The organism is Bacillus sp. AFS055030 (assembly GCF_002574545.1).
Classification (GTDB): Bacteria; Bacillota; Bacilli; order Bacillales; family Bacillaceae_G; genus Gottfriedia.
The window spans coordinates 107,436-128,965 of the sequence record NZ_NUGT01000015.1 but is presented as its reverse complement, the minus strand read 5'-3'; the positions used below and the strand labels follow the sequence as shown (position 1 = coordinate 128,965).

Annotated in this window: 24 protein-coding genes; 20 read left to right on the top strand and 4 right to left on the bottom strand. The window is 33.1% G+C overall.

Going from position 1 to position 21,530, the window contains the following annotated elements; genetic code table 11:
- The first annotated feature begins 1 nt into the window (after position 1).
- The 8 genes from xerD (at position 2) to CN925_RS05630 (ending at position 9,204) form a co-directional block, all read left to right on the top strand.
- Positions 2–928, top strand: a complete 927-nt coding sequence (xerD, locus tag CN925_RS05665) for a site-specific tyrosine recombinase XerD (protein WP_098845285.1) — start codon at positions 2–4, stop codon at positions 926–928.
- 198 nt (positions 929–1,126) lie between these two features.
- On the top strand, positions 1,127–1,873 hold the full coding sequence (gene map / locus CN925_RS05660; RefSeq protein ID WP_098845284.1) for a type I methionyl aminopeptidase: 747 nt from the start codon (positions 1,127–1,129) through the stop codon (positions 1,871–1,873).
- A gap of 334 nt (positions 1,874–2,207) precedes the next feature.
- Entirely contained in the window at positions 2,208–2,903 is a 696-nt protein-coding gene (locus CN925_RS05655) for a TerC family protein (RefSeq protein ID WP_098845283.1), read from the top strand.
- 283 nt (positions 2,904–3,186) lie between these two features.
- Positions 3,187–4,368: a phosphopentomutase gene (gene deoB, locus CN925_RS05650; RefSeq protein WP_098845282.1), complete on the top strand. Its 1,182-nt coding sequence runs from the start codon at positions 3,187–3,189 to the stop codon at positions 4,366–4,368.
- A 13-nt stretch (positions 4,369–4,381) separates the two neighbouring features.
- A complete protein-coding gene (locus tag CN925_RS05645) occupies positions 4,382–5,200 on the top strand; it encodes a purine-nucleoside phosphorylase (RefSeq protein WP_098845281.1) in 819 nt (272 codons plus the stop codon).
- A 98-nt stretch (positions 5,201–5,298) separates the two neighbouring features.
- Positions 5,299–6,606 (top strand): pyrimidine-nucleoside phosphorylase, encoded by a 1,308-nt coding sequence (locus tag CN925_RS05640; RefSeq protein WP_098845280.1) that lies wholly within the window; start codon positions 5,299–5,301, stop codon positions 6,604–6,606.
- 159 nt (positions 6,607–6,765) lie between these two features.
- Complete coding sequence (locus tag CN925_RS05635) at positions 6,766–7,710, top strand: nucleoside hydrolase (protein WP_098845279.1); 945 nt, start codon at positions 6,766–6,768, stop codon at positions 7,708–7,710.
- A gap of 195 nt (positions 7,711–7,905) precedes the next feature.
- Positions 7,906–9,204: an NCS2 family permease gene (locus tag CN925_RS05630; RefSeq protein ID WP_098845278.1), complete on the top strand. Its 1,299-nt coding sequence runs from the start codon at positions 7,906–7,908 to the stop codon at positions 9,202–9,204.
- A gap of 54 nt (positions 9,205–9,258) precedes the next feature.
- On the opposite strand, the gene CN925_RS05625 is transcribed toward CN925_RS05630, so the two are convergent.
- From CN925_RS05625 to CN925_RS05615, 3 genes are read right to left on the bottom strand one after another with little or no spacing between them, the layout of a single operon-like run.
- Complete coding sequence (locus CN925_RS05625) at positions 9,259–10,257, bottom strand: ABC-2 transporter permease (RefSeq protein ID WP_098845277.1); 999 nt, start codon at positions 10,255–10,257, stop codon at positions 9,259–9,261.
- On the bottom strand, positions 10,250–11,128 hold the full coding sequence (locus CN925_RS05620; RefSeq protein WP_180232861.1) for an ABC transporter ATP-binding protein: 879 nt from the start codon (positions 11,126–11,128) through the stop codon (positions 10,250–10,252). The genes CN925_RS05625 and CN925_RS05620 overlap by 8 nt, the downstream gene beginning before the upstream one ends.
- 1 nt (position 11,129) lies before the next feature.
- Positions 11,130–11,513 carry a GntR family transcriptional regulator gene (locus CN925_RS05615; RefSeq protein ID WP_098845275.1) on the bottom strand — a complete coding sequence of 128 codons (384 nt, stop codon included), beginning with the start codon at positions 11,511–11,513 and terminating at the stop codon, positions 11,130–11,132.
- 192 nt (positions 11,514–11,705) lie between these two features.
- Here CN925_RS05615 and CN925_RS05610 point away from each other — a divergent pair, with 192 nt between their 5' ends.
- From CN925_RS05610 to CN925_RS05560, 11 genes are all read left to right on the top strand, one after another.
- Positions 11,706–12,869, top strand: coding sequence for a D-alanyl-D-alanine carboxypeptidase family protein (locus CN925_RS05610; protein ID WP_098845274.1), 1,164 nt, complete (start codon positions 11,706–11,708; stop codon positions 12,867–12,869).
- Between the two features lie 129 nt (positions 12,870–12,998).
- Positions 12,999–13,349, top strand: a complete 351-nt coding sequence (gene spoIIAA, locus CN925_RS05605; protein WP_069031806.1) for an anti-sigma F factor antagonist — start codon at positions 12,999–13,001, stop codon at positions 13,347–13,349.
- On the top strand, positions 13,349–13,789 hold the full coding sequence (spoIIAB, locus tag CN925_RS05600) for an anti-sigma F factor (protein WP_098845273.1): 441 nt from the start codon (positions 13,349–13,351) through the stop codon (positions 13,787–13,789). The genes spoIIAA and spoIIAB overlap by 1 nt, the downstream gene beginning before the upstream one ends.
- 12 nt (positions 13,790–13,801) lie before the next feature.
- Entirely contained in the window at positions 13,802–14,557 is a 756-nt protein-coding gene (gene sigF / locus CN925_RS05595; RefSeq protein WP_056466881.1) for an RNA polymerase sporulation sigma factor SigF, read from the top strand.
- 242 nt (positions 14,558–14,799) lie between these two features.
- Entirely contained in the window at positions 14,800–15,423 is a 624-nt protein-coding gene (locus CN925_RS05590; RefSeq protein WP_098845272.1) for a stage V sporulation protein AA, read from the top strand.
- Entirely contained in the window at positions 15,416–15,832 is a 417-nt protein-coding gene (locus tag CN925_RS05585; RefSeq protein ID WP_180232860.1) for a stage V sporulation protein AB, read from the top strand. The genes CN925_RS05590 and CN925_RS05585 overlap by 8 nt, the downstream gene beginning before the upstream one ends.
- Positions 15,833–15,844: 12 nt before the next feature.
- Positions 15,845–16,297 (top strand): stage V sporulation protein AC, encoded by a 453-nt coding sequence (gene spoVAC, locus CN925_RS05580; protein WP_098845270.1) that lies wholly within the window; start codon positions 15,845–15,847, stop codon positions 16,295–16,297.
- Between the two features lie 13 nt (positions 16,298–16,310).
- Entirely contained in the window at positions 16,311–17,318 is a 1,008-nt protein-coding gene (gene spoVAD, locus CN925_RS05575) for a stage V sporulation protein AD (RefSeq protein WP_098845269.1), read from the top strand.
- 12 nt (positions 17,319–17,330) lie between these two features.
- Complete coding sequence (gene spoVAE / locus CN925_RS05570; protein WP_098845268.1) at positions 17,331–17,681, top strand: stage V sporulation protein AE; 351 nt, start codon at positions 17,331–17,333, stop codon at positions 17,679–17,681.
- Positions 17,682–17,684: 3 nt separating this feature from the next.
- Positions 17,685–18,248, top strand: coding sequence for a stage V sporulation protein SpoVABEA (spoVAEA, locus tag CN925_RS05565; RefSeq protein ID WP_098845267.1), 564 nt, complete (start codon positions 17,685–17,687; stop codon positions 18,246–18,248).
- Complete coding sequence (locus CN925_RS05560; protein WP_098845266.1) at positions 18,245–19,705, top strand: spore germination protein; 1,461 nt, start codon at positions 18,245–18,247, stop codon at positions 19,703–19,705. The genes spoVAEA and CN925_RS05560 overlap by 4 nt, the downstream gene beginning before the upstream one ends.
- Positions 19,706–19,816: 111 nt before the next feature.
- On the opposite strand, the gene CN925_RS05555 is transcribed toward CN925_RS05560, so the two are convergent.
- Positions 19,817–20,650: a DUF1002 domain-containing protein gene (locus CN925_RS05555; RefSeq protein WP_286138277.1), complete on the bottom strand. Its 834-nt coding sequence runs from the start codon at positions 20,648–20,650 to the stop codon at positions 19,817–19,819.
- Between the two features lie 220 nt (positions 20,651–20,870).
- On the opposite strand from CN925_RS05555, the gene CN925_RS05550 reads away from it, so the two are divergent.
- Positions 20,871–21,308: a peptidylprolyl isomerase gene (locus tag CN925_RS05550; RefSeq protein ID WP_088072187.1), complete on the top strand. Its 438-nt coding sequence runs from the start codon at positions 20,871–20,873 to the stop codon at positions 21,306–21,308.
- Positions 21,309–21,530: the final 222 nt, after the last annotated feature.

The window sequence follows — 21,530 nt, the reverse complement described above, 5'->3', positions numbered from 1 at the left end:
TGTGACAACGACTGATAAAACACCATTTAAAAAAGAATTTGATTTTGCAACGGAGGATTTTATCCATTTTATCCAAGTTGAAAAAGGTTTATCTAAAAATACAATTCTATCATATGGTAAGGATTTAGAAAGCTACGGAAAATATTTGGACGTTGTTGAAAATATAAATAGTCTCTCAAATATAACTAGGTTACATATTATTAGTTATTTAAAATATTTAAAAGAAAGAGATTTAACCGCTCGAACAATGGCTCGTCAATTAGCAACAATTCGTTCATTTCATCAATTTTTAATTCGTGAAGTTGATGGGATGAAAGACGATCCATCATTATTAGTAGAAATTCCAAAAGCGCCAAAAGTACTTCCAAAGGTTTTATCACTGCAGGAAGTAGAGGCTTTATTAGAAGTACCAGATCAATCAACATTTGGTTTTAGAGATAAGGCAATGTTAGAATTGTTATATGCGACTGGTATGCGGGTGTCAGAGTTATTATCATTAAATCTATCTGACATTAATTTAACAATGGGATTTGTGCGATGTTTAGGTAAAGGGAGTAAAGAAAGAATTATTCCTCTTGGAAAACTTGCGATTGAATCACTTGAAAATTATTTAAAATTAGCTAGAAACGAACTAAAAGGTAAAAAAAATAATGATGCATTTTTCTTAAATCATCATGGGAATAGAATGTCTAGACAAGGATTTTGGAAAAACTTAAAAAAACAAGCTGAAAAAGCAAATATTCAGCATGAATTAACACCGCATACTTTACGTCATTCATTTGCAACACATTTATTAGAAAATGGAGCTGATTTAAGATCAGTGCAAGAAATGCTAGGACATGCAGATATATCTACAACTCAAATATATACACATGTAACGAAAAATAGACTGAAAGATGTTTATAAAGAGTTTCATCCTAGAGCCTAATTTCACAGATATTTGGTTTTTCATGTCTACATGATTAAAAACCTAAAAAATCGAGATATTGAACTTAATCTACACACTTAAGAGCTTAAATTAAGCTCTTTTTTCTTGGGAAATATTGTTATAATGTGAAAAGCATACTATATTAAATGAATCATGAATGAATTTAAAATCACTAATTCACTTGAAAGGATGAACTAAATGATTACGATTAAGACTGAACGTGAAATTAACTTAATGGATGAAGCAGGTACTTTATTGGCTGCTACGCATAAAGAAATTGCAAAAATGATTAAACCAGGGATTACGACTTGGGAAATCGATCAATTTGTAGAAAAGTTTTTAGCTGAAAATGGTGCGAAGCCAGAGCAAAAAGGTTACCGAGGATATAAATATGCAACTTGTGCATCAATTAATGATGAGATATGCCATGGTTTTCCTCGTAAGAAACCATTAAAAGATGGTGATATTGTAACAATTGATATGGTTGTAAATTTAAATGGTGCACTTGCTGACTCGGCTTGGACTTACGGTGTAGGAAATATATCGAAAGAAAACAAAGATTTATTAAAAGTTACCCAAGAATGCTTATATAAAGGAATAGAGCAAGCTGTAGTAGGAAACCGTATTGGTGACATTGGTTTTGCGATTCAATCTTATGCTGAGTCGTTAGGATATTCTGTTGTGCGTGATTTTACAGGACATGGCATAGGACCGACTCTTCATGAAGAGCCATATGTTCCTCATTTTGGTATGGCAGGTAAAGGTTTAAGACTACGTGAAGGGATGGTCATTACGATTGAACCGATGATTAATTTAGGATCATGGCATTCTACAATGGATAGTAATGGCTGGACAGCAAGAACAAGAGATGGAAAAAATTCAGCACAATATGAACATACTTTAGCGATAACAAGTAATGGACCAAAAATATTGACAAAGCAATAAGTTAATTATTTTCATTGATATTCGATTAGACTATAAAAGTTAAAATTAATAATTAAAAACCTATTAAAACTATTGACATAATGGACTAGCTAGAATACTATTATAGTATTAATAAACAATCGAATACTCCAAAGGGGAGTAGCGTCAGGAGAGATCCTGAAACAAAGTCGTCATTACATGAGAAGAAATTCTCATCGGCTTTGTTGGCATACAAATGTATGCTCAGCAAGACCTTTGCCGTAGAACTACAACTATTGGCAAAGGTCTTTTTATTTTGTAGTCGCGAAGTACAGGTTGTTTAATTAAAAAAGTAGTTTTATAAGGGGGAAGAGTCATGGATTTATTTGATGGATTAAGTATTGGTGTACTATTGAATGTAATTTTTATCGACCTGTTATTAAGTGGTGACAATGCTATTCTAATCGCATTAGCAGCGAAAAACTTACCTAAAAACCAAAAGAAAAAGGCAGTATTATTTGGTACAATGGGTGCAATTGCACTTCGTGTCGTATTTGCAGCAGTAATCGTGTATTTATTAAAAATTCCGTTTATTTATGCAGTCGGTGGTTTAATGTTATTATGGATTGCTTTTAAATTATTAGTCGATGACTCTGGACACGGCGAAGTTAAAAGTGGTGCAACTTTATGGGGAGCAGTTAAAACGATCATCATTGCTGACGCATTAATGAGTCTTGATAATGTTTTAGCCTTAGCTGGTGTATCACATGGTAGTATCGTTGCAATCGTAATTGGTATTTTAATTTCAATTCCAATTATTGTTGGCGGTAGCTCAATATTAATGAAAGTTATGAACAAATACCCAATTATTACAACAATTGGTGCAGGTATCTTAGCTTGGACAGCAGCTGGTATGATTACTCATGAAAAGATGATTAAAGATATTTTTGAAAATTATACTTTAGCTTTAGTGTTCAAAATTATCATGACTGCAATCGTAATTGTAGCTGGTACAATCGTTGCGAAAAGACAAAAACATCAAGTTACAAGTTCAGAAAATCAAACAGCATAATGCGCTAAAAGGCCAGCTAATAAAGCTAGGCCTTTTATTTTTGCAATACAGTATGCAAGAGGAATTTTTAGCAGATCATTTTAATTAGCGACTAAAAATAGAAAATAATTATGAATTATTTATGTCAAATTAATAGGATTCTGGGGAATAATAGTATCAATAGACACAAATTGGAAAATATAATTCTTGAAAAGAATTAGGACAATAAGTATACTTTAGTTGTCAGACATCTGACGCTATCTTGTAAGTTTCAGTTTGTTTCGATGAGTTAGGAGGAAAACAAATGAATAGAAAATTTAATAGAGTGTTCCTCGTTGTTATGGATTCTGTAGGGATCGGAGAAGCTCCTGATGCAGAAAAATTTAATGATGTTGGTTCAGATACACTAGGTCATATTGCTGAAAAAATGAATGGATTACATATGCCGAACATGGCAAAACTAGGATTAAGTAATATTAGAGAATTGAAAGGGGTTCCAAAGGCCGATAAGCCACTTGCTTATTTCACAAAAATGGAAGAGTCATCAGTTGGAAAAGATACAATGACTGGACATTGGGAAATCATGGGTCTTCACATTGATAAGCCATTTAAAGTGTTTGCTGATGGATTCCCTCAAGAATTAATAAGTGAATTGGAAACCCATTTTGATCGTAAAATAATTGGAAATAAACCTGCTTCAGGAACTGAGATTTTAGTTGAACTTGGTGAACAACATATGAAAACAGGCGATCTAATTGTTTATACGTCTGCTGATTCTGTTTTACAAATTGCAGCTCATGAAGAAATTGTTCCATTAGAAGATTTATATCGTTATTGTGAAATTGCACGTAAATTAACGTTAGATGATCCATACATGATTGGTCGAGTAATCGCGAGACCATTTGTAGGTGAGCCTGGAAATTTCAAACGTACACCAAATCGCCATGACTATGCATTAAAACCATTTGGACGTACGGTTATGAATGAGTTAAAAGATGCGAATTTTGATGTGATTTCAATCGGTAAAATTGCAGATATCTTCGATGGTGAAGGAATTACAAAAGCATTACGTACAGTTTCAAATATGGATGGAATGGATAAATTAGTTGAAACATTAAAAATGGACTTCACTGGTTTAAGCTTCCTAAATTTAGTTGATTTTGATGCGGTATATGGTCATAGAAGAGATCCACTAGGGTACGGTAAAGCACTAGAAGAATTCGATGCAAGATTACCTGAAGTATTTGACTTATTAAAAGAAGATGATTTATTAATGATTACTGCAGATCATGGAAATGATCCGACATATACTGGTACAGATCATACAAGAGAATATGTTCCATTACTAGTTTATAGTAAACAGTTTTCAGAAGGTAAAGAATTAGAAATACCAAAAACTTTTGCTGATATTGGAGCAACCATTGCAGAAAACTTTAAAATTGCAATGCCCTCACATGGATCAAGCTTTTTTGAAAAATTGAAATAAGGTGGAGTTACATATGAATAAAGAACATATTGATAAAGCTGCAGATTTTATTAAAAGCAAAGTCGACAGAAAGCCTAAAATTGGATTGATCTTAGGGTCAGGTTTAGGTGTTCTTGTAGATGAAATAGAAAACCAAGAAAAAATACCATATCATACAATTCCTGAATACCCGACATCAACAGTAGAAGGGCATGAAGGCCAATTAGTTTTTGGAACAATACATGGTATTGAAGTAGTAGCAATGCAAGGTAGAGTTCACTACTATGAAGGTTATAGCATGGAAAAAGTTACATTCCCTGTTCGTATTATGAAAGAATTAGGTGTAGAGAAATTAATCGTAACAAATGCTGCAGGTGGAGTTAATACTTCATATGAACCTGGTGATTTAATGTTAATTACAGACCATATTAATTTCACTGGAACTAGTCCACTAATTGGACCAAATAACCCAGAGCTAGGCGTTCGTTTTGTAGATATGTCTTATCCGTATGACCGTGAATTAAGAGAACTTGCAAAAAGTGCTGCTAGTGAAGTAAATGTAAAACTTCAAGAGGGAGTTTATGCTGCACTGACAGGTCCATCTTATGAAACTCCAGCTGAAATTCGCATGTTTAGAACATTAGGTGCTGATGCTGTTGGGATGTCAACAGTATCTGAGGTAATTGTGGCACGTCATGCTGAATTAAGAGTACTCGGTATTTCATGTATTTCAAACATGGCAGCAGGAATTTTAGATCAACCTCTTAACCATGAAGAAGTAATTGAAACGACACAAAGAGTAAGAACTTCATTTTTATCATTAGTAAAAGAGATTATTCGTAAAATCGGTTAATAAAAAAGTTAACGAAAATAGTAAAGGACTTCTACATTATGTGGAAGTCACTTTTCATTAGAAGTAATATAGACAAATTAGAAAGAGGCGTTTCAAAAATGAGAATGGTAGATTTAATTGAAAAAAAACGTGACGGAAAAACATTAACAACTGAAGAAGTAAATTTTGTCATCAAAGGTTTCACAGATGGTAGTGTACCTGATTATCAAATGAGTGCTTTTGCAATGGCAGTTTTCTTAAAAGGCATGACTGAGAAAGAATATAGTGATTTAACAATGGCTATGGTACATTCTGGTGATACAATTGACCTTTCTAACATTGAAGGAATCAAAGTTGATAAGCATTCAACTGGTGGGGTAGGTGATACTACTACACTTGTATTAGGTCCATTAGTAGCTTCTTTAGATATTCCAGTTGCCAAAATGAGCGGACGTGGTTTAGGTCACACTGGTGGAACAATCGATAAATTAGAAGCTGTAGAAGGGTTCCATGTTGAATTAACAGAAGAAGAATTTACTAAACAAGTAAACGATATTAAATTAGCCGTTATCGGACAAACTGGAGATTTAACACCAGCTGACAAAAAATTATATGCACTACGTGATGTAACAGCAACTGTTAACTCAATCCCATTAATTTCAAGTTCTATTATGAGTAAAAAAATCGCTGCTGGTGCAGACGCAATTGTTTTAGATGTTAAAACTGGTGCTGGTGCATTTATGAAAGATATTGATGATGCACGTGACTTAGCGAAAGCGATGGTTAAAATTGGTAATAACGTAGGAAGACAAACAGTTGCAGTTATTTCTGATATGAGCCAACCATTAGGTTTTGCGATTGGTAATGCGTTAGAAGTAAAAGAAGCAATTGACACACTTAAAGGCGAAGGTCCAAAAGATTTAGAAGAATTATGCTTAGTATTAGGTAGCCAAATGGTTGTATTAGCTAAAAAAGCTGAAACATTAGAAGAGGCAAGAGCTAAACTTCTAGAAAATATGAAAAACGGAAAAGCTTTAGAAGTATTTAAAGCATTTTTAGTAGCCCAAGGTGGAGACGGTTCAGTAGTAGATGATCCATCAAAACTACCTCAAGCAAAATATGTACAAGAAGTAGTAGCAAAACAAGACGGTTATGTTTCACAAATCGTTGCTGATGCAGTTGGAACAGCAGCTATGAAATTAGGCGCAGGACGTGCAACAAAAGAATCAGTTATTGATTTAGCTGTAGGATTAATGCTAAACAAAAAAGTAGGCGAAGCAGTTAAAAAAGGCGATTCATTAGTTACTGTTTATTCAAGCACAGAAGACATTAGTGAAGTTGAAAAAGACTTACTTGAAAACATTAAAATTTCTACTGAAAAAGTAGAAGAACCTACATTAATTTATGATTTAATTATGGAAGCTTAATCATTATTAAAGCTATTCTCTAAATTTGAGAATAGCTTTTTTCTTCTTATTTAAGTTGAATTTTTTACTTTTCAAAAAGTTAATAACATACCATTATATCAAAGGAATAAATAATATAAGAGATGCTTTAGAACCTCAGATATAAAGGGAGCCAATTTAATGGGAAAGAAAGTGTTATTTTTCGGTGATATAGGAATTGATGATGCAATCGCTTTGGTTTATGCTCGATTAACAGAAGAAATCGATATCATTGGAATTGTCGCAGATTATGGGAATGTATCTAAAAAAGAAACGACAAGGAATGTACGGTTCTTACTAAAAAGGTCAAAAAAAGAAAATGTTAAAGTTTTTGGCGGTGCCGAGAATCCAATGACGGGAGAAATCCCAACTTATTACCCTGATATTCACGGTCCGTTTGGGCTAGGTCCAATCGATCCAGGTTTGAATTTTGAAAATTTAGAGAATTTTTATGAAGTTACAAAATTGATTGAACAGTATAAGCATGAACTAATAATCGTAAATACTGGGAGGTTAACCTCACTAGCGACACTTTTTATCTTATACGAAGATTTAATGAAAAGTGTGCATTCATACTATATCATGGGCGGAGCCTTTCTTTATCCAGGAAATGTTACTCCAGTAGCCGAAGCAAATTTTCACGGTGATCCTATTGCAGCAAATATCGTAATGAAGTATGTAAATGGTGCTTATATTTTCCCATTAAATGTAACACAACATGCGATTATAACTCCTTCAATGGTCAATTATATACATTCTAAGGGGAAAACGGATATTGTAAAACCATTATTAGACTACTATTATTTCAACTTTTATCAAAAGAAGATACCGGGGATAAAAGGAAGTCCAGTACATGATGCGGTAACTCTTATGGCAGTCATTCGTAGTGATCTATTTAAATTCTATCAATCTGCAGTTGAAATTGATTCAACTGGTGTGGCTAGTGGGCAAAGTATTGCAGATTTTCGAGTTACGGATAAACTTGAGAATTTTAATGGAAGACCGCAACAAAATATTGCAATAGGATTAGATTATGAAGGGTTTTATAAAGATTTTATGTCAGTTATGACTGGGGAGAAATTCTAGATGAAATTGTTGATTTGAATTTTAGTTTTATTAATTCTTTTACCAAACCCTTGATATTTTGCAAAGGTTTGTTTTATTTTTTAAATCAATAAAGAAGATATTTTCTTGTTTAATTATTTGATGAAATTTAGTATAATTGTAATCGTGCCTTGTTGCATGGGTGGGAGAGGGAGACATTAAAAGAGAGGAATTTCTTTGAAAAATTTATTGAACAAACAGTTTAATCTTGAAGGTAGCGGTACGACCATTAAGACGGAGTTGATTGCAGGTGCGGTATCTTTTTTAACACTTGTTTATATTTTGTCCGTTAATAGTACAATTTTGCATGATGCAGGTATACCGTTCCAAGGTGCAATGATTGCTACAATCTTATCAGCTTTCTTTGGAAGCGTTATGATTGGATTATGGAGTAATTCACCATTAGTATTAGTTCCAGGAATGGGCATCAACGCATTGTTTACTTATACAATGGTTGGAGAAATGGGAATGAGTTGGAAAGAAGCACTTGCTGTTGTATTTGTAAGTGGCATCTTATTATCAATTTTATCATTCACAAAATTAATTAAGAAATTAACAACTGCGATTCCATTATCACTAAAAAGTGCAATTACAGTTGGAATTGGATTTTTCTTAACGTTTATCGGTCTTCAAGCTGGTGGAATTGTTGTAAAAAATGAAAGTACGTTTGTATCAATCGCAAATTTTACAAATGTAGATGTTTTAGCAACAGTTATTACACTAGGTATTGCAATTTATCTTTTTATTAAAAATGTACCTGCAAACTTTTTAATTACGGTAATTTTAGGTACAATCGTTTCATTCATTTTACATGGTGGAATTGAAAAAGCACATGATACAACAAAAATTACAATGAAATCTGCTAGTGAAGTTGTCGGACAACTGACCTTTACTCAAGTATTGAGTTTTCCATTTTGGATTGCAGTATTTTCGTTAACGATGGTTGTGTTGTTCGAATCAATCGGTATTATTCATGGTCAATTAAGCATGATGAACCAAGAGCATAAGCAACAAAAGGTTGTTCAAGGTGCTGCGTTTGGTATTATTTTATCCGGTTTATTTGGTACTAGTCCGACAGTTATAGCTGTAGAAGGTAGTGCTGGGATTAGTTCTGGTGGTCGAACAGGTCTTACTTCGATTGTAACTGGATTTTTATTTTTAGGATGTTTACTCTTTATGCCATTAATCGCCTATATTCCAACATCTGCGATTGCACCAATTTTAATCATAATTGGTTCATTGATGGTTAAACATATTACAGATATTCAATTGGATGATCCTACTGAAGCGATACCAGCCTTCTTAATTTTAGCATTCATCCCATTAACATATAGTATTATTGACGGAATTGCATTCGGTTTTATTGCTTACCCATTAGTTAAAATGGCAGCAGGTAAGAAAACTGAAATCACACCATATATGGTTGCAATTTCAGCATTATTCTTTGTACGATTTGCATTAAACTTCATTTCATAAAAAAAAGCGCTGATTCTTTTCTTAAGAATCAGCGCTTTTTTAGTTAGAATAACATTAATCAAAAAATTTATTTAAACGTTTATAGAAGAAATAGCCAACAAGCGTACCAATTATTAATCCAATTAGGTAAATAATCGTGTTATGCCCATTTGCAATGGTAGATGTTAATAATGCAATTAATGTCGCTGCAAGATATACAAATAAGGCATTAACGAATAAACCGAATTTTTTATATACGAATAATTTGCCATTATTGACATTCGCAGATCTGTTATAACATAATAAACCGATTACAAGAAATGCAACGATATAAAGGATAATTATCGTTAAATTTCCATAGTCCATAGTTGGATAATGAATAATGTGTTCATTAAAATCTCTGGAAATTGATAAATCTTCTGCTTGGAATGGAATAGACCAACTAGTTATCGCTTTTTCGCTTTTACCAGACAATTCATAGTTAAAGATGCCGTTTAAATTTGAATAGATGCTAAAATAGATAATACTAGGTGAGAAAATCGTAAAAATAGTGAAAAGTGTTTGAGAAAAATAATGACCTGTTATTGTCCCAATCGATAGACCAATTGTAAAAAAAGCAATCGTAAATAGGAAAATTACAGTAAAAATCGTTACAAATGATGAAGCGTTAATATACTTGTGAAGATTAGTATTGTAATGGATTAATAGAGTTAAAATAAATAATCCAATAGTTGCCATAAAAATATGAGCGACTCCAAACATCCATTTTGATAGATAAAGTTGTCTCGGTGAGTAAGGAAGCGAAAATTGAAAATCAATTCCTCCTGTATTTCGACCAATTCCTATTAATAAGATACTTAATATTAGTACAATGATTGGTGAAAAAATAGCAAGCATACTAAAGTCAGCTATATAAAGGTATGGATTACTAGGATTTGTTAGTAAGGCGCGATTTAATTCGTCAGTGTTATTGTAATAGCCAAATGGAAGTATAATTAAATAGACAAGATAGAGTAAAATAAGTGCAAGCCTAGATTGTTTCGAATTAATTAACCACAATGCTTTACTAAACATATAAGTCCCCTCCATCGTTTATGAAAAATAAATCCTCTAATGTCAATGGAAGTTCTTCTAAAAGAAGTGGATTTTCATTTTCCATTCGTTTTATATATTCGTTCTTATTTCCATTAATAATGATAATTGCTACTTTACCGGTTTTTGAGAATACAGAAATAGACGGGTCATCTTCAAATATTTTAGGTAAACCATTTTCAAATGCTACTTGTAATTTATAAAATTGACTCGTACTTTCTTCCATTGTAGAGATTGAGTTAATTCTTCCATCCTTAATAAATAAATATTGATCAATTATTTTTTCAAGCTCTGCAAGATGATGTGATGAAATAATAACTCCGACTGAGTTTGTACTTGCATATTCAATAATTAATTGCAAAACAGTCCGTTTAACGACTGGATCTAAACCGTTTGTTGGTTCGTCTAAAATGACATATTTTGCATCTGTAGAAAAGGTTAATAATAAATAGATCAGTGTTTTCATCCCTTTTGAGAATTTACGTAGGGATGTATTAGGTAATTTATATTTATTTAATGCTTCTAGAAATTTGTATTTATTGAAGTTTGGGTATGAATTTTCATAAATCGTAATAAGTTCTTTTACACTATATTGATTAATGAAATTGGTAGAATCACTCATATATGCTATTTCTTTTCTAATATTAGGTGATTCGTTAATTTCTTTATCGTCAATTTGTATTGAGCCTTCGTCTGGAGATAGAATGCCAACGATTGTTTTTAATAGGGTCGTTTTACCAGCTCCATTTCTACCAATTAAGCCTGTGATTTTACCTTTTTCTATTTGGAAGTTTAGATTTTTTAATACTTCATTTTCATCGAGTTTTTTACTTAAATGATTGATTTTCAGCAAACTATTCAGCTCCTTTATTAGAATAAAACTCTTTTACCCAATTAATTATTTCTTCCTCATTTACGCCATCTGTTAAACAATCAATTAATAAATTGGATAGTTTATTTTTATATTTTAAAAGGGTATCAGTTGAAACAGTCTCCTTCGTTAAACCAATTACAAATGTTCCTTTACCCCTTATCGTTTCGATGACTCCGATGCGCTCTAATTCTTGATAGGCTCGACTAACAGTATTTGGATTAATCACTAATGTAGTTGCTAATTCACGTACAGAAGGAAGTTTATCTCCATTTACCAAAATCTTTCTTAGGATTTGTTCTTTTGTTTGTAGAACAATTTGCTCCCAAAGGGGTAAATGGCTTCTTGGGTCTAAAATAATTATCAAGAGATCACCACCTTATATGTTTTCTTAAGTGTATGGAGTGTATTAAGTGTATGGGTATATTTAATACACTTTACTTATATCATATGTACGCATATATGTAAATAGTTCCATTCTTTCTAATATTTTCTTCTGTATTTGATTAAACTACTTATATTTGGAAAAAATATGTATGAAAAGAATGGAGGGTTATAGATGAAAAGGGTATTACTAACTCTTTTAAGTAGTGTTATGATCTTTTCTTTAGCACTACCTAAAGTAAATGCAAGAGAAACACAAAATAATGATGTCAGATTGGCAAAAAATGCATTATCTTCCGTAATTATTGAACAAGACACAGGAAAAATCTTATATGAAAAAGATGCTAGAAAAGAGCTTCCACCAGCAAGTATGACTAAGATTATGACAATGCTTATTATTATGGAAGAAATCAATAAGGGAGATCTCAAGTTAGATGATAAAGTAATGACAAGTGAACATGCTGCGTCAATGGGCGGATCACAAATCTTTTTAGAACCTGGCGAAGAGATGACAGTAAGAGAAATGTTGAAAGGTATTGCAATCGCTTCAGGAAATGATGCATCGGTTGCAATGGCAGAGAAAATTTCAGGTACAGAAGAGGCATTTGTCGCTTTAATGAATAAAAAAGTAAAACAGTTAGGATTAAAAAATACACATTTTGAAAATCCAACTGGGCTACCTGCACCTGGTCATTATTCATCGGCGTATGATATGGCAGTCATGGGAAGAGAGCTATTAAAATATCCATTAATCACAAAGTTTACTGGTACTTATGAAGATTACTTGAGAAAAGATACTGAAAAACAATTTTGGTTAGTAAATACGAATAAACTTGTCCGTTTTTATCCAGGAGCAGATGGATTGAAAACAGGATTTACTGCGGAAGCAAAGTATTGTTTAACAGCAACTGCTAAGAAGAACAACATGCGAGTAGTTAGCGTGATTATGGGGGCGCCAACTTCTAAAGAAAGAAATGCCCAAATGACAAATATGCTTGATTATGCATTTAATCAATATCAAGTAAAGCAATTGATTAAACAAGGTGAGAGTATTGAGAGACTTAATATTAGTAAAGGTAAGTCTAAAGGTGTAAATGTTATCACAAAAAGCCCAGTTTCAGTTGTATTGAAGAAGGGTCAAGCGATGAATAAAATTACAAAAGATATTAAGTTGAACAAACATATGCAAGCACCAATTAAAAAAGGGCAAGTTGTCGGAGTTTTAGTATTAAAACAAGGTAATAAAGTTTTATCAAAAACAGACTTGGTTGCGAATAAATCGGTAAGTAAAGCTAATTGGTATGATTTATTTAAGCGTACTGTTGGAGGATTCAATTGATTTCTTCCGACTAATTTCGAGTATTACAGAAAGATTTGGCGTTTTACCACTAGTTTTGTCATACGTGAAGGAATTCGGTTTAGTTTTAACGAAACTCTAAAATAACCGTCAAATAGGGAGGTTATTGTAGTGAGTCTTAATATTGAACTTGAAGTGAAAAATGCAATCCTTTGTGTAAGACTTGCAGGCGAACTAGATCATCACACAGCTGAGGATTTACGTTTGCAAGTAAATGAGGTATTAGAGTCACAGACTATCAAACATATTTTATTAAATCTTGAGCATTTAACTTTTATGGATAGTTCTGGTTTAGGTGTCATTTTAGGTAGATACAAAGTTATTCGAAATAAAGGTGGAGAAATGGTTGTATGTTCAATTTCTCCATCAATTAAACGGTTATTTGATATGTCTGGCTTATTTAAGATTGTTCATTTAGCCGATGATGAGTCAAATGGACTTAATGTATTGGGGGTGGCATAATGCGAAATGAAATGAACCTTCAATTTTCCGCATTAAGTCAAAATGAATCATTTGCTCGTGTAACTGTAGCTGCGTTTATTACCCAGCTAGATCCTACTTTAGATGAATTAACTGAGATTAAAACTGTCGTATCTGAGGCGGTTACAAATGCGATTATTCATGGTTATGAAAATAATCCTGAAGGGATCGTATTCATTTCAGTTCTTCTTGAAGATCAAACAGTAACTTTAACAATCAGAGATGAAGGTATTGGTATTGCTGATTTAGATGAAGCAATGCAACCTTTATATACTTCAAAACCAGATTTAGAAAGATCCGGCATGGGATTTACGATTATGGAGAATTTCATGGATCAATGTGAAGTTGTGTCCACTGTCAATGTTGGTACAACGATTACGGTTAAAAAGTACTTATCAAATAGCAATGTTTTAAGTAATTAAGGAGAATCGCCTATGGACGTAGAAGTCAAGCAAGATCAACCCCGTGCGCAGTTAAAGGATCATGAATTAAAAGAGTTAATTAAGCGTAGTCAGGCTGGAGATCAATTGGCTAGAGACAGCATCGTCGGGCACAACATGAGACTTGTATGGTCAGTTGTTCAGCGCTTTATTAACCGTGGATATGAACCAGACGATTTATTTCAGATTGGTTGTATCGGATTGTTGAAATCGGTAGATAAATTTGATCTATCTTATGATGTACGATTTTCTACATATGCTGTTCCGATGATTATCGGAGAAATCCAACGATTTATTCGAGACGATGGAACAGTTAAAGTAAGTCGTTCATTAAAGGAAACAAATAATAAGATCCGAAAAGCAAAAGAAGAGTTAAGTAAAACGCTTGGAAGAATGCCTACAATTAATGAGATTGCTACTCATATGGAAATTACACCAGAGGATGTTGTACTTGCACAAGAAGCTAGTAGAGCTCCTTCGTCAATTCATGAAACAGTGTATGAAAATGATGGTGATCCAATTACATTGTTAGATCAAATTGCTGATAATCATGAAACAAATTGGTTTGAAAAATTTGCATTAAAAGAAGCGATTAAACAACTAGATGACAGAGAGCGATTAATTGTCTATTTAAGATATTATAAAGATCAAACTCAATCAGAAGTTGCTGAGCGATTAGGAATTTCTCAAGTGCAGGTTTCAAGACTAGAGAAGAAGATTCTCCAACAAATGAAAGACAAAATCAAATAAAATCTTGAGCTAAAAAAGCTGAAGAATCGTAGGAAATACAATACGATTTTTCAGCTTTTTTATTTTGTATTTACTGTTAACTAAAAGCTCCAAATAAAGATGAAATCTATTTTGGCAATTTGTTTTTTCTTGATTTTACTTACCGAAAAAATCAGATAAAACTTCCTGGACTTATATTTTTGGGAAGTTTTCACATACTAGTTGTAATTGAATTTATAAAGCTTTGAAACTGAGGGGAAAGTATGAAAAAGGTGTTATATATTAAATTACTTAATCGAATCGTTGTACAAGTAGGTAAACGTGTACATCTAGGAGAGATTGCACGATTACAAGGGATAAATGTTGATTTAACCCAAATTAAAAATATCATTGTACATGAATCTAAAAAGGAGGATGGTACACATACAGTTATTGATATTCTAGATCTTTTACCTTTAATTCAAGAAATAGAACCTGACATTACATTTGAACTAATCGGAGTGACGATGTGCATAATAGAACTTAAAAATGAAGTTTCAAAGGATCACTTTTTTCTGTTTTGTTTCGTTTGGATCTTGTTATTTACAGGTTCTTCATTAGCTATTATTTATTTCCATGAAGATGTTAGCATGCAGCAGGTTCAACAACGAATTTACTATATGATTACAGGAGAACTTAATTATAAACCTTTATTATTTCAAGTACCATACTCGTTTGGACTAGGAATTGGGATGATTTTATTTTTTAATCAATGGTTTAAAACAAGATTAAATGAAGAACCGAGTCCTCTTGAAGTAGAAATGTTTCAGTATCAACGTTCAATTGATGAATACATGTTAGTAAATGAAAATAAAAAGCCAAACAAAAGTGTAAATACCGATGATTAAACAATTGTTAATCGTATTTGTAGGTTTTTCAGGAGGTATTGCTGTCGGTACTGGATTTGTAGCATTTTTATCGGTAATTGGAATTATTCCGAGACTAACGCAGTTAACGAAAACGATTCATAAAATACGCGCTTATGAATTTTCAGTTATTTTAGGAGCAATTTTTGGTTGCTGGATCAGTTTGCGAAATACCGTATTCAATTTACCGCATCTATTTTCAGTTTTTATTGGTTTGTTAGCAGGTATTTTTATTGGAATGTTGGCTGCAGCGTTAACCGAAGTTTTAAACGTATTTCCAATCTTAGCAAAACGAATTGGCATTCAAAAGAAAATTGTGTACTTATTAATGGCAATCGCATTAGGAAAAGTTTTTGGTTCGTTATTTCATTGGATATATTTTATAGAGTAAAGGATGGATAAAATGAGTGGGAAATTAAAAGCTAATTATAAAGAGAATATAAAAGCATATCAACCGAAAAAACCAGTACTAACAAATTGTATTAAAGCATTTTTAGTTGGGGGATTTATTTGTTTTTTAGGAGAGTGTATTACGAAAATCTATATAAACTATTTTAATTTTACTGAAAAAAATGTAGGTGACCCAACTGTTGCTACACTTGTTTTAATTTCTAGCTTACTTACAGGTTTAGGGATTTATGACAAAATTGGACAATTTGCAGGTGCAGGTTCAGCTGTTCCTGTAACAGGTTTTGCCAACTCTATGACAAGTGCCGCAATGGAACATAGAAGTGAAGGTCTAGTTCTAGGGGTTGCGACAAATATGTTTAAACTTGCTGGTTGTGTAATTGTTTATGGAGTTGTTTCGGCATATATCGTTGGAATGATCCGATACGCTTTGAGAGTATTTTTTTAGGAGGTGACTACATATGGCTTTAGTTGGTAAACAAACTTGGGAGTTTCAAAATGGTGTTTATGTCCAAGCATCAGGCACCGCTGTCGGACCAAAAGAAAACCTGGGACTGTTAGCCGGTAAATTTGATTATGCTTATGAAGATCTTCATTGTAATGAGGATAATTGGGAATTAGCGGAAAGAGCATTAATGAGAAATGCAATTTCAGTAACACTAAAAAAAGCAAAAAAAACTGTAGAAGATGTCGATGTTTTTTTAGCAGGTGATTTATTAAATCAGAATGTTACTGCAAACTTTATGGCAAGGGAATTACAGCTACCTTTTTTATGTATGTTTGGAGCATGCTCCACTTCAATGGAAACGGCTGCACTTGGTGCACAGTTAATCGATAGTGGATACGCAAAAATGACATTAGCAGCAACAAGTAGTCATAATGCTACTGCAGAAAGGCAATATCGATATCCAACAGAATATGGTGGACAAAAACCAGATTCAGCAACCTTTACAGTAACTGGAGCAGGAAGTATTCTTCTTTCAAATAAAAAAAGTAAAATAAAGGTAAAATGCGCCACAATCGGTACAGTGCAGGATTTAGGTTTGACAGATCCATTTGATATGGGTTCTGCGATGGCACCAGCCGCAGCCTATACAATCGTACAACACTTTAAAGACACAAATACAACACCTAATGATTATGATTTTATCGTAACTGGAGATCTATCAGCTGTAGGCGCACCAATTTGCGAGCAACTTGTTAGAGAAGAAGGATATGATATGGCAGGAAAATACAATGATTGTGGATTGTTAATCTATGATCGAGAAAATCAAGAAGTATTTGCTGGTGGAAGTGGATGTGCTTGTTCAGCGGTTGTAACATATGGCCATTTATTTCAAGAGTTAAATAAAGGTACTTATAAACGAATTTTAGTAGCGGCTACCGGCGCTCTTTTAAGCCCGACAATGATTCAACAGAAAGAATCAATTCCAACTATTTCTCATGCTGTCGTTTTCGAAAGCTGTTAGGAGGTGTTTTTGATGGATTTTATAACTGCTTTTATAGTAGGTGGTCTAATTTGTGTGGTTGGTCAGTTATTGTTTGATTTCACAAAATTAACACCAGGGCATGTGATGTGCATATTTGTAGTAATTGGGTCAATTTTAGATGGGTTTGGCATATACGATAAGCTAATAAAATTTGCAGGTGCGGGTGCAACCGTTCCAATTACTAGTTTTGGTCATTCTTTATTACATGGAGCAATGGCAGAAGCAAGTGACCATGGATTTATTGGTATAGGAATGGGGATCTTTTCTCTAACTTCATCTGGAATTTCAGCAGCTATTTTATTCTCATTTTTAGTCGCACTTCTTTTTAAGCCAAAAGGTTAACTTATGAAAAAGAAAAGGATCATTATCGTAACCGACGGAGATGTATATGCACATCGGAGTATTGAGTATTTGGCAAAACAATTTGGCGGATGCACAATATCACAATCGCAAGGTAATCCCACTAAGTTTTCTGGAAAGAAAATGGTTGAAATCATAATGCAAGCACAAAAAGAACCAATATTTGTATTATTTGATGACAGTGGCTATATGGGAGAAGGTCCTGGAGAAAAAGCATTAAAATACGTAGCTAGTGATAAACATATCGAAGTTATTGCTGCACTAGCAGTAGCATCAAATACACATCATCAAGAATGGACAAAAGTGGATGTTAGCATTGATAACGAAGGGAATTTAACTGAATACGGTGTTGATAAGTTTGGAGTACCAGATATTGAAATCGGAAGAATAAATGGAGACACCGTCTATAACTTAGATCAACTAAATATTCCTTTGATTTTAGGAATCGGAGATATTGGAAAGATGGGTGGAAGAGATGATATATCGATCGGTTCACCCATTACAAGAAAAGCAATTGAATATATCCTCGAGAGGAGTGAACTCCAATGACTACGAAAAAAGAGCCGACAAAACTTACAAATAAACTAGTTACAAATGCTCATACAATAAGTGATCGAATTGGTTATGGAGTAAGTTTTGACATTGGAAAACGTGTAATATTTGTAAATAAAGTGGAAGTGAATCTTTATTATGTTAACGGGTTAACGGATACTAGTTTTATTCAAAGATTTTTAGACGACTTAATTGGTTTAGAAAAAGTCGAGAAAAATAAATCAATGTTTAAAAATATTGAGGATACGATTGTTCATCAATCGGTAGAAACTGTGTTAACGTTTGAAGATGTTATCAAAAAAGTATTATCAGGTTTAATTGTAGTATTAGTTGATGGAGAAGATAAAGGACTGGCAGTCGATGTTAGAAGTTATCCTGGGCGTGGCCCAACAGAACCAGATACTGAGCGAGTAGTACGTGGATCTCGGGATGGTTTTACCGAAAACATTATTAATAATACTGGCCTAATTAGAAGACGTATTCGCGATGAAAATTTAAGAAATGAAATTCTTCAAGTAGGTGAAAGTTCAAAGACAGATGTTTGTTTATCTTATATAGAAGGTTTAGCGCATGCGGAACTTGTTAAAGAAGTTCGAGATCGAATTACAGGTATTCACGTTGATGGTCTGACAATGACAGATAAGAAATTAGAGGAATTTATTTTAAAACAAGGATATAATCCGTTTCCTTTAGTTAGATATTCGGAAAGACCTGACGTTGTAGCAAACCATATTCTTGAAGGTCATGTATGTATTATTGTGGATACATCACCGAGCGTAATCATTACGCCTGCAACGTATTACCATCATATGCAACATGCAGAAGAATTCAGACAAACTCCTTCTGTCGGAACATTCCTTCGCTGGTGTCGTTATATAGGGATTTTTATGTCAGTCTTTTTATTGCCATTCTGGTTACTATTATGTAATTATCCAGAGGTATTACCTAAATCATTAAGTTATATTGGTCCAAAAGAAACAAGTAATATTCCAATTTATTTACAACTAATTATTGCAGATATGGGGATTGAATTCCTGCGAATGGCAAGTATACATACACCTAATGCAGTTTCCACTTCGATGGGGATTATTGCAGCAGTATTGATTGGTCAAGTAGCAATTGACGTAGGGCTTTTCCAACCGGAAGTAGTGTTATATACAGCTGTGTCTATGATTGGATCATATGCTACGCCTAGTTATGAGCTAGCACTTGCCAATAAATTAGCCAAATTTTTTATCTTAATTTTAACAGCAATATTAGGTATTAAAGGCTTTATGATTGGTTCAACATTATTTATCCTGTTTTTAGCAAGCTTGAATACTTTAAATACACCTTATTTGTGGCCATTTATCCCATTTGATGGCAGAGCATTCTGGCACTTAGTTATCCGTACAAAAGCTAGTGAAAGTCAAAAACAAAAAGGTGGAAAAACAATCGGAGATGCTACCGTTTAATCTGGTGGATCTCATTATGCAGTAAAGTGGGGCAATAATAAATGAAAACTCCCATAAAAAAACAAAACCCGGTTACTTTTTTTAGTAACGGGGTTTTGGGTTGTTTCACTATTATTTGAAGAATGAAAGAATCGCATCAAATAATGCGGAGAAGAAATCTTTTAGTTTTTGAATAAAAGATTGACCCTCTTTTGAATTTAAGTATTCTGAAATCTTATTTTTAGCTTTTGTTAATTGGTTTCCTACTTGATCCCAATTAATATTTAAATCTTTCATTTTTTCAAATAAAGACATCAAACTAGCTTTTTGATCAGCAGTTAAAGTAATACCAAGATCCTTTGCTAACCGATCAATTAAAGATTTTAATTCATCAGTGGACATGTTTGGATTTTTAGCTAACTCTTCTTTCACTTTAGTGACAAGTTGTACAGCTTTTTCATTACCTACTGAATCACCTAGTTTGGCAGTTTTAACCATTTCTTCATTTGCTACTTTTTTCACATCATCAGGTATCACTTCACCTGAGCTAAGCTCATAAGCCTTCATAATACCAGTTAAAGCAGCAGTACCAGAGACTTCAAATGGTGCAGTAATGACTATATTTGCATCTTTTAATCCAGCAGTAATTAAAGCATTTGTATACATTGAGTTAGTAACCCATGAAATATTATTTGATTGAACGACGATGCCTGTATTTTTTTCACCAATTGTAATCATAGCTGATGAAAGAGCTCGAGTACCGATTTGAGCACTAGGCACAGTACCATCTAAATATTTATGCTCCTCTTGATTCGAAACAGTCACAATTCTAGCATCAGATGGTGCACCCATTTCAGCTAATAATGATTTCTTTTGCGTTTCAGATAAATTTTGTCCAAGAGTAACAATCGTATCACCAGGAACAGAGTCAGCAAATACCGAAAAAGGCATAGCGATTAATCCCATTGAGATGGTGAACGCTAATAACTTACGTTTTAACAAAGAGACACTCCCTTTACAATAAATCAAATTTTACATCTTACAACACTATTATAGTACTTTTAGAAAACTTGTCATTACTTTTTGTTTTTTGTATGATAATATCAGCGTTACTAGTTTCAGTAATGAAAAATATAGGACAATAAAGTCTTATGAAATTTGTACATACATAAGGAGGATTTTTATTATGAAAAAAGCAAGTATAACATTTGAAAATGGTGAACAAATCTTAATCGAATTATTCCCTGAGCATGCACCAGGTACAGTTGAAAACTTTGAAAAATTAATCCGTCAAGGTTTCTACAATGGCTTAACTTTCCACCGTGTAATTCCTGGATTTGTATCACAAGGCGGAGATCCAAACGGTAATGGAACAGGTGGCCCAGGATACCAAATTAAATGTGAAACGGTTGGTAATCCATTAAAGCATAAAGCTGGAGCATTATCAATGGCACATGCTGGAAAAGATACTGGTGGTAGCCAATTCTTTATCGTTCACGAGCCACAACCACATTTAGATGGCGTACATACAGTTTTTGGTCAAGTAATCGAAGGAATGGATACAGTTTTAAGAATGCGTAATGGCGATGTTATGCAAGAAGTTAAGGTTTGGGACGAAGAATAGTCAAATCAATAGTAAGTCATTAAAATGACTTTACATGAAGAAAACCACATAGGAAAATTTTCCTTGTGGTTTTCTTACATGTTAATGGTTAATCAATCTAGAAATTATTTGATAACAGTACGGACAATTTATTGAAGGTAAAAATAAGTGGTTTTTATATTAATAGATGTTTAGTTTTTATTGTTTCACATTCTTTATTATTTTTTTCCTCTGTATCCTTTT

What these genes read in the sequence shown, in the direction of transcription:
- map (WP_098845284.1), top strand. Translation starts at nt 1,127, where the DNA reads ATGATTACGATTAAGACTGAACGTGAAATTAACTTAATGGATGAAGCA.
- CN925_RS05655 (WP_098845283.1), top strand. Translation starts at nt 2,208, where the DNA reads ATGGATTTATTTGATGGATTAAGTATTGGTGTACTATTGAATGTAATT.
- deoB (WP_098845282.1), top strand. Translation starts at nt 3,187, where the DNA reads ATGAATAGAAAATTTAATAGAGTGTTCCTCGTTGTTATGGATTCTGTA.
- CN925_RS05645 (WP_098845281.1), top strand. Translation starts at nt 4,382, where the DNA reads ATGAATAAAGAACATATTGATAAAGCTGCAGATTTTATTAAAAGCAAA.
- CN925_RS05640 (WP_098845280.1), top strand. Translation starts at nt 5,299, where the DNA reads ATGAGAATGGTAGATTTAATTGAAAAAAAACGTGACGGAAAAACATTA.
- CN925_RS05635 (WP_098845279.1), top strand. Translation starts at nt 6,766, where the DNA reads ATGGGAAAGAAAGTGTTATTTTTCGGTGATATAGGAATTGATGATGCA.
- CN925_RS05625 (WP_098845277.1), bottom strand. Translation starts at nt 10,257, where the DNA reads ATGTTTAGTAAAGCATTGTGGTTAATTAATTCGAAACAATCTAGGCTT.
- CN925_RS05610 (WP_098845274.1), top strand. Translation starts at nt 11,706, where the DNA reads ATGAAAAGGGTATTACTAACTCTTTTAAGTAGTGTTATGATCTTTTCT.
- spoIIAB (WP_098845273.1), top strand. Translation starts at nt 13,349, where the DNA reads ATGCGAAATGAAATGAACCTTCAATTTTCCGCATTAAGTCAAAATGAA.
- sigF (WP_056466881.1), top strand. Translation starts at nt 13,802, where the DNA reads ATGGACGTAGAAGTCAAGCAAGATCAACCCCGTGCGCAGTTAAAGGAT.
- CN925_RS05590 (WP_098845272.1), top strand. Translation starts at nt 14,800, where the DNA reads ATGAAAAAGGTGTTATATATTAAATTACTTAATCGAATCGTTGTACAA.
- CN925_RS05585 (WP_180232860.1), top strand. Translation starts at nt 15,416, where the DNA reads ATGATTAAACAATTGTTAATCGTATTTGTAGGTTTTTCAGGAGGTATT.
- spoVAC (WP_098845270.1), top strand. Translation starts at nt 15,845, where the DNA reads ATGAGTGGGAAATTAAAAGCTAATTATAAAGAGAATATAAAAGCATAT.
- spoVAD (WP_098845269.1), top strand. Translation starts at nt 16,311, where the DNA reads ATGGCTTTAGTTGGTAAACAAACTTGGGAGTTTCAAAATGGTGTTTAT.
- spoVAE (WP_098845268.1), top strand. Translation starts at nt 17,331, where the DNA reads ATGGATTTTATAACTGCTTTTATAGTAGGTGGTCTAATTTGTGTGGTT.
- spoVAEA (WP_098845267.1), top strand. Translation starts at nt 17,685, where the DNA reads ATGAAAAAGAAAAGGATCATTATCGTAACCGACGGAGATGTATATGCA.
- CN925_RS05560 (WP_098845266.1), top strand. Translation starts at nt 18,245, where the DNA reads ATGACTACGAAAAAAGAGCCGACAAAACTTACAAATAAACTAGTTACA.
- CN925_RS05555 (WP_286138277.1), bottom strand. Translation starts at nt 20,650, where the DNA reads ATGGGATTAATCGCTATGCCTTTTTCGGTATTTGCTGACTCTGTTCCT.
- CN925_RS05550 (WP_088072187.1), top strand. Translation starts at nt 20,871, where the DNA reads ATGAAAAAAGCAAGTATAACATTTGAAAATGGTGAACAAATCTTAATC.